This window comes from uncultured Porphyromonas sp. (assembly GCF_915070105.1).
Classification (GTDB): Bacteria; Bacteroidota; Bacteroidia; order Bacteroidales; family Porphyromonadaceae; genus Porphyromonas.
The window spans coordinates 1-8420 of sequence record NZ_CAJZFJ010000080.1 but is presented as its reverse complement, the minus strand read 5'-3'; the positions used below and the strand labels follow the sequence as shown (position 1 = coordinate 8420).

Here is an 8420-nt window from a genome sequence, read left to right as displayed (position 1 = left end):
ACGAGCAGGTCGTAGGAGTACTTGTAGTAGTAGTCGAGCTTGACCTTGAAGCGGCTGTTGAATAGGTCTACATCCAGCCCGAGGTCATACTGATTGCTCTTCTCCCAAGTCAGACGGCTATTGGCCATCGAGCTGGGGATAAGACCTGGCTCGCCGAGGTGGGTGTTACTCTCCTCCATCAGACCATGAGCGAGGTAAGCCTCCTGGAACTTCTGTCCAGACTGTCCCCATGAAGCACGTAGCTTACCGAAGCTTAGCCACCAGAAGTTCTTCATGAAGGGTTCTTCGCTGAATGCCCAAGCCAGCCCAAGCGAGGGGAAGGGTGCCCAGCGTACTTCCTTGCCGAAGACAGAGGAGCCATCGAAGCGGATCGAGGCATCGAGCATATAGCGGCGCTTGTAGTTGTAGGCTACTCGACCGAGGTAGCTGAGCATAGCCTGATCCTGTCGGTCAGACATCACACTCTGTAGAGACTCGACCATACCATCTACGGTACGGGTCTTAGGCCAGCCCTCACCGATCTCATGGATTAGGTTCGTTGGGCCACCCTGAGCCTGTCCGCTGAGCTTCTCGATGAGGTCGTAGGTGTACGTCATCCCAGCGAGCAGGTCGAAGTTGTGCTGCTGTAGGCTGAAGCGGTAGGAGAGGAGGTTCTCCCACTGGATCATGGCCATCATCGAGCGAGAGGTCTCGACAGAGGAGAGACTATTGTAGTTGAGGTAAGAGGGCTTGAAGATGTGGTTCTGCCCGAAGTAAGCATCTGCAGAGGCAGAGGTGCTGAACTTCAGTCCACGTGTGAACTCGTAGTCAGCGCCCACGGAGAGACGAGCATTGAACATCGTATTGCGTGCCTTGATGTCACGGATACGCTGTAGGGCAGCACGCTCAGCTTCGGAGCCTCGGCCTGGGAAGACGGTCGGAGCTTCCTTGGGGTCTACACCTAGACCTTGGGCGTGGGCTCCGTCGGCTGCATTCTGATTGTTGTAGGCGAGGTTGAGGCGGGTGAAGGCATTGAGCTTAGGCGAGAGGCGAAGATCGAGATTGGAGAGGAAGGTCGCACGGCGGAAGCCCGAGTTGATCTGTATCCCTCGCTCATCATAGAGCCCCCCACTGATGAGGTAGCGGACATTCTCGTTACCCCCCGAGGCATAGAGGTCGCCATTGGTGACGTGCCCGACCTGGAAGATGTACTTCCACCAGTTGGTGCTGTTGTTGTAGAAGGTATTCAGCGAGTCTTGGATCGAAGCAGGAGGGAGCTGTTCACGAGGGAGGACGTTCCCGTTGGCCCAGAAGTAGTCATAGGCTCCATCGTTGGAAGGTCCCCAGCCGTAGGTGCCCGCATAGCTATTGGGGAAGGTCACACGGTCGGTACGCCAGTCATAGTGTCCGATACGCTGTGCTCGGGCGAGCATGAGGTGTACAAGACGCTCTCCATGCCCTCGCATCTGTAGAGGTGTAGAGGGTAGATAGGAGATCGACTGGGAGAAGTTGATCCCGAACTCAGCCTTGCCACTCTTCCCCTTCTTCGTCGTGATGAGGATGACCCCATTACCCGAGCGAGACCCATAGAGGGAGGCAGAGGCAGCGTCCTTGAGTACCTCGACCGACTCGATGGTTGAGGGGTCTAGACCTGCTAGGGCATTGATCCCACCAGCTACGGGTGCCTTGGAGAGGGGGACACCGTCGATGACGAAGAGAGGGCTCCCGTCATTGACTCCCTGAGTATTGAGCGAACTGATTCCTCGGATGGAGATGGCATTACCTCCACCCCCTGGGGCACCTGACTGCGAGGTGACCTGTAGACCAGAGAGCTGCCCCTGTAGGAGGCTCTCGATAGAGGGTGCAGGGCTGTCCTTGAGTTGGTCAGCCTTGATGGAAGCGACCGATCCAGTGAGCTCGCGTGTGTTACGCTTACCATAGGCGATGACAGTCACGGAGCCGAGGCTCTTGACGTCCTCCTTTAGGGTGACAGATACCGGAGTACCCTGGGTGAAGGGGAGGGTTACTTCGGTATAACCGACGCATGTGACAAGGAGCTTCCCGCTACTCTTATCCGTGCTGATGGCGAACTGTCCCTGTGCACCAGTCTGTGCACCGAGCTGTGTGCCCTGGATGCGCACATTCGCACCTGCGACGGGCTGACCTTCGTGGTCACGTACGACCCCTGTGACCTGTGCCTTGGCAGAGGTCTGTTGCTGGGGGCGGAAGATACGAATGGTACGCCCATCGATCGAGTAGATGAAGGGTGTACCCTTGAGGATGCCTTCGACGGCTTTCTCTGGACTTACCTCGTCCAGAGAGACTGTGGCTTTGTAGCCCCCAGTGCGCACCTCAGGTTCGTAGGTGATCTTGTAGCCTGTGCGGGAGGCGATGAAGTCTAGAATGGAGGCGACCTCCTTGTCCTTAAATGACACGGAGATCGTTTGGGTAGGTCCCTGTGCCTGTGCCCTCTCTGGCAAAGCTATCCCTAGGGTGAGTGCACCCAAAGCGAGGCCTACCAGCAGAGCATGTGTACCCTTGCGTGGTCTCATAAGAGGTAGATATAGATGTGACTTAGTTCCTGTTACTGCAAAGGGAGGGGGGAGACCGACGAGGGGCTTACCCCCTCCCTTCTAGTTATGTATGTAGAGGTGGTAGGCACACTAGTGCTCCCACTTCTTGTCTTCTGGAGCAATACTCTTGACTACGATGTCCCTGCGCTTGCCTTCGTCTAGGAGCTTCTTGAGGATGGCAGATAGATCGCTGACGGTGATATCGGCGATGGTTACCTCATCCTTGCGCTTCTCTGCCTTCATGTCAAGGACGACACCTGTCTCGGCATAGCTATTTAGTAGGGCGATCCAGACCCCGAGGTCGATCTTATCCCCTGCCTGCTTCTCCCGCTCTGCCTCGTCGAGGGTGAGGGGGACGTGTACCTTCTTGAACTCATCCTGTGTGATACCCCCTGCGGCCATAGAGCGAAGGATCTCGTAGGTACGAGCCTTGAGCTGATCGGCCTTCTCTCTGGAGGTGCTGAAGTGGATGGAGAGACTCGAGGAGGCGATAGGCTCTGTCGTGTAGTTGGCATTCACAGCGACACTATAGGTAGCCTGGTCACGCTCACGTAGTTCATCGAAGAGGCGGTTCTGTAGGACGACCTCCAGCAGGGATAGAGCTAGGCTCTCCCGCTCGGTGAGCTTCTTGTCGCCCAGGAAGGAGAGCTCGACCTCGCCTACATCACCCGATAGGTCAGCCTCGAAGGTGCGCTCGATGACACGCTCACGGGAGCTGTGATCAACGACCTTGTAGGTGCGACGAGCAGCCTGAGGATCACCTGGCAGAGCTGCTAGGTAAGTGGTGACGAGACGCTTTGCCTCAGCCTCGGAGAGATCCCCGAGGAGACAGCCTGCGAACTGCGAGGCGTCGCCGAAGTGCTCCTTGTAGAGACGCTCTAGGTCGGCATGGCGCATCTGAGTGAAGAAGGCATCATCCTGACGGGGGTTAGCCTCCGTGATCGGGGTGAGGAGCTCACGTACCTGCTGGTCGATAGCAGCCTGACCGACCTGTGGGGTGGAGGCATAGATGTAACGCTTGCGCTGGAGCCACTTGGTGAAGATGGGCTCGTCGAAGCGCTGCTTCTGCAGTACGAGGTAGAGATAGCTGAAGAGGTCATCGGCGCCGTCTACCTTGCTACGAGCCTGCATCCCGTCCATATACTGGTTGATCGTGAGGCTGACATCTAGGGGGCGACCACGTAGCCAAGAGGCGAGCTGGTTACGATTGTACTTATAGAGCCCTGACTGCATGATCATGCTCTGCATAGCGCTGAAGCTCGCTAGGTCCTTATTGGCCACGATGGACTGCCCGCCTGGTGCAGAAGCGAGGAAGAAGATCTCACCCTTGAGATCCTCGGGTAGGTGCTTGTAGAGGACACGCATCCCGTTGGAGAGCTTCCACTCCGTTGCCCCGAGGCTGGGGATCTTCTTCTCGGAGATGATCTTGCCTGTGGGGAGGGTGAAGTCGATGAGCTTGGTGATGGGAGCCTCTTCTTCGCTCTTGGGCTGCGTAGACCCTAGTTCGCTGTACTTCTCCAGCATCGTCTCGAAGGTCTTCTGGCTGATCGCAGGCTCGCTCTCTGTGGCGTTGTAGGTGATGAAGGCTAGGTTCTTGTTGCCTGTATAGGCTGCCTTCACCCACTGGCGGAGGTCTTCGGACTCTAGCTCAACGAGTGTCTCGAGGTTCTCCTCGAGTTGCTCTCTGAAGTCCTGCATCGGCGTGCCGTAGAGGTAGTTGTTGCGGTAGATGTCCATGAAGTTATCCGGAGTGCCTAGGGTCTGCTTATCCGAAAGTATTTCCTTCATCTCATCATAGAGCTTCTGCTTCTCGTTGTCGAAGTCTACCTTGTCGAAGCCTAAGGCTGCCTCAAGGGTACGCCCATAGAGCATCTGCTTGAGTGCCTGCTCCTCGTGACCGGGGTAGGGGACGACGTCCCAAGCGAACTGGGCGTAGCCTCGTACGAGGGGGGAGTAGCTTACCGAAGCTGCGATGAAGCCCTCTACGCCTCGGTTGCGTAGGCGGGCATACTGCATCGGAGCTAGTCTATTGAAGAGCTGTCCGAGTAGGTAGTCTCGTCGGCGCTCCTGAGCAGGTCGTCCTGCAGGAGTAGCGATACGCTGGTAGAGACCGAAGGAGGGGTATTGGTTCTCCTTGTCGATGAACTTGAAGTAGCGAGGCTGGGCATTGTCCTCGATCGTGAAGGTAGGACGTGCGGGCCCCTTCTTATTGGCAGGGAGGGAAGCAAAGAGCTTCTTGACCTTTGCCTCATAAGCTGTAGGATCAATGTCTCCGACGATGATCACGCACTGTAGGTCTGGGCGGTACCAGGTCTTGTAGAAGGCCTGAATGTCCTTGTAGGTGAAGGTGCGTAGGACGTCTAGCGAACCGATGACATTGCGTCGGGCATACTGAGAGTCGTTGTACACCGCAGGGGCAATAGCATCGCTGAGACGCTTCTGCAGGCTGTTGCGACTGCGCCACTCTTCGATGATGATGCCACGCTCCTTGTCCGTATCCTTCTGGGTAATGCTTACCCCACCCCACCAGTCGTGTAGGATGAGCAGTACCGAGTCGGTGAGCCGAGGGGCATCAGTGGGTACATCGAGGATACTATAGCGGGTCTCATCCTGTCCCGTACGGGCATCGAAGCCATAGAGGCCACGCTGCCGTAGGTAAGTCATGACGCCTGAGGGGAAGTGTCGAGTGGCATTGAATGCCATGTGCTCGAGGTAGTGGGCAAGCCCATTCTGCTGGTCGTTCTCCAGCAGAGCTCCTACATTCTGTAGTAGGTAGAAGTTCGCTGTGCCTACAGAGGCTCCAGCGTCGCGGCTGATGTAGTAAGTTAGTCCATTGGGGAGCTTGCCTGTGCGTAGTGTGGCGACCTGTGCCCCTAGCGGGGATGTCAGGTAGCCAAGCGCTCCAAGCGCTCCAGCTAATAGGAGCTTCCTCCAGGAGGAGCTGTGGTTTGTTATCATCATCACTCTTAGAGTATGAGGTTTGATTGGTGTGAGCATTTTAGGCTCCTCTTGCCCCTATTTCATCCCGGCAAAGATTGTGTCGGGGCATAGGATACCCTAATGCACTTGTAATCACATTGACACCAAATATACACATTTTCCCTTATAACGTTTGATGTACACCCCACTGTACATTTAGGGCTATGAGTGTAGTAGGGGCGACCAGAGCTACTTGCGTAGGTCGGCATGGGTGAGGGTGTGTGAACTACGATCTCGCGTAGGTGCCTACATATCCCTTGATCGATTGAGAGGGGCTAGGGTGCTATTTGGGCTCTATATGCCGAGCCTTTTCCGTCTTTGCGAGAACGGGAGCGCACCTGCCACAAGGAGGGCTACACAGTACAAGAAACATAGCCCCTGCTCCGAGGGTGCGTGTCTCGGAGCAGAGGCTATATATAATAATGGAGTAGGTGAGGTGTGTATCTCTCTGTCTTCCTAAGGCTTGGCTAGGGAGTGAGGACGAGACGTAGGCTGTCGGCTCGTGAGCGAGCCTTGAGCCACTGCTGGAGCTGGGTGCGCTCCTGAGGGGAGAGGCTGTGACTACAGTCTACCAGAGCTAGTGTGTAGCTCTGAGAAGCGAGGGTGTCGGTGCGAGACTCCATGATCTGGGAGAGACTAATGCTGCCGACCTTGGGGTTAATGGCCTTGACCTCTTGGGCGATTTCCTTGCCGAGGTCTTCGTAGGTGGTGTAGTACTGTAGCTGCCTACGTAGGGCATTGATCTCGTTGGTCTGCTCCATCAGCTGCATCTGAGTAGCCTCATTGGTGTGTACTCGTGTTTGCTGGCCGAGCTGCAGGAGGCTATCTGAGGAATAGCCCTGGATGACGCTCAGGCTATAGTCGGAGAGGTGGTAGTCCTCTAGCCGAAGGCTGACACGGCGGATATCCTCGTCACTTATGGTCTTCCCCACGGAGACGACATGTAGGGTCTTGTTCTCATCATTGCGGCTGTGGGAGATGACCTGTGTGCCTCTGAAGGAGAACTCGTTGCGGATGAAGCGCTGTGTGTTGCTGTCTCGTACGCTTCTGCCGATGATCTCCACGGTCATGTAGGTCGCAGGGAGCATGGTGATGATCGTCACGGCGATGATGTAGCCCTTGACCCTCTGCAAGCGCTTGGGGTCGACGAAGACCTTGCGCTTGAAGCGTAGCATCCTCACCCCGACGACGGTGGAGAGGGCTATGAAGACCGTGTTGATGAAGAAGAGGTAGAAGGCTCCGAGGAAGTAGGACACCTCCCCAACGGCGATCCCATAGCCAGCTGTACAGAGTGGCGGCATCAGAGCGGTGGCGATAGCGACACCGGGGAGCACATTGCCCTTACCCTTGGTGGCAAGGGCGAGGATTCCTGCTGCACCGCCGAAGATCGCCACTAGGACATCATACAGCGTCGGCGAGGTGCGTGCGAGGAGCTCGGACTGCGCTTCGCTGAGTGGGGAGATGACGAAGTAGATAGTCGCCGTGAGGACGCTGATCGCAGTCGCTACGAGGTAGTTCTTGATCGAGCGTTTCAGCAGGTCGAAGTCATCGATCCCAATCGCTAGTCCCATCCCGATGATAGGCCCCATGAGAGGGGAGATGAGCATCGCACCGATGATGACGGCGGTAGAATTGAGGTTCAGCCCCAGCGAGGCGATGAAGATGGCAAAGATGAGGACCCAAAGGTTGGCACCGTGGAAGCGTACTCCACTGCTGATCTGGCTGATCGTCTCAGCCTCATCCTCTCGGTCGGGGAGGGCATTGAAGTATCCCTTCAGTGCGCTCCAGAGTGTGCGTTCATTTTGTGACATATCCTTTTTTGAGGCAAATGTATACAAAAAGCCCCTGACCTCCTATTCGCCCCATTAGACCTATTCGCCCTATTCGCCCTATTCGCCCTATTGCACCTATCGCACCTATTGGTCCTATCGCCCCTATTGCACCCACTAGCCCTATTCCCATTCTCTCCACCTAGGCCAGAGGAACACTAGTGTTAGAGGAGTATATCCTCCCGATAGCAGTACCTATGCCTACTACCTAGGAGGGAAAAGTATACACGTGTGTACACACTAGTGTACTCATGTGTACACAACTGTATACACGCGTGTACACTACCTCGCTCTAAGTATATCCCCAGTAGGGCTCTCTAGTATGTATATACCTCGGGCTAACCTTTCTCGGAAAGTCCACATATATTCACTAATTTTGTCCAAGTTAAGATATATCACCTAATAGTTTCATTCACTGATAAAACAACGTAAGCATTCACTCTAGGATAATGACTACATCTTCCCCTGACGTTCCCCGATCGTTCCTCTGCCGTCTCAGAGCCTATCGTCCTAATCCCTCTGTCCTGCTCTTCATCGCCACGATCGCTGCGATCGTGATCGCCAACTCCCGATGGAGTGAAGCCTATAATGCCTTTCTAAACTACCCCGTACAGATTATAGTCGGAGGGGTAGAGCTCTTCAAGCATGCAGGGCATACGATGACCGTGAGTCAGGTGGTCAATGATGCTTTGATGGCGATCTTCTTCTTCCTCGTGGGGCTGGAGATCAAGCAGGAGCTCCTCGTAGGGGAGCTCTCCTCGCCCAAGAAGGCTCTGCTGCCTGTGATCGCTGCCCTAGGGGGGATGGTTGTCCCCGTTCTCTTCTTCCTAGCTGTAGCACATGAGCACCCCCAGTCGATCGGGGCGGCTATCCCGATGGCTACCGATATAGCCTTTGCGCTCGCTGTGGTCACAGCCCTCGGCCCTCGGGTGCCTAAGGGGCTACGTATCTTCCTAGCCGCTCTAGCTGTAGTGGATGATATTGGTGGGATTATCGTCATTGCGCTCTTCTATAGCTCGCATATCGCATGGCTTCCGCTGGGCATCGGCTTTGCCCTGCT

General features: G+C 55.7%; 4 protein-coding genes. 1 reads left to right on the top strand and 3 read right to left on the bottom strand.

Annotated features, from left to right (window positions below; translation table 11 throughout):
• The 3 genes from QZ554_RS07475 to QZ554_RS07465 form a co-directional block, all read right to left on the bottom strand.
• On the bottom strand, positions 1–2531 hold a 2531-nt coding region (locus QZ554_RS07475), incomplete at its 3' end, for a SusC/RagA family TonB-linked outer membrane protein (RefSeq protein ID WP_297195519.1).
• 111 nt (positions 2532–2642) lie between these two features.
• Entirely contained in the window at positions 2643–5513 is a 2871-nt protein-coding gene (locus QZ554_RS07470) for a pitrilysin family protein (protein WP_297195517.1), read from the bottom strand.
• A gap of 485 nt (positions 5514–5998) precedes the next feature.
• Complete coding sequence (locus tag QZ554_RS07465) at positions 5999–7342, bottom strand: TIGR00341 family protein (RefSeq protein ID WP_297195515.1); 1344 nt, start codon at positions 7340–7342, stop codon at positions 5999–6001.
• A gap of 467 nt (positions 7343–7809) precedes the next feature.
• Between QZ554_RS07465 and QZ554_RS07460 the strand changes: the two genes are divergently transcribed.
• On the top strand, positions 7810–8420 hold a 611-nt coding region (locus QZ554_RS07460; RefSeq protein WP_297195513.1), incomplete at its 3' end, for a Na+/H+ antiporter NhaA.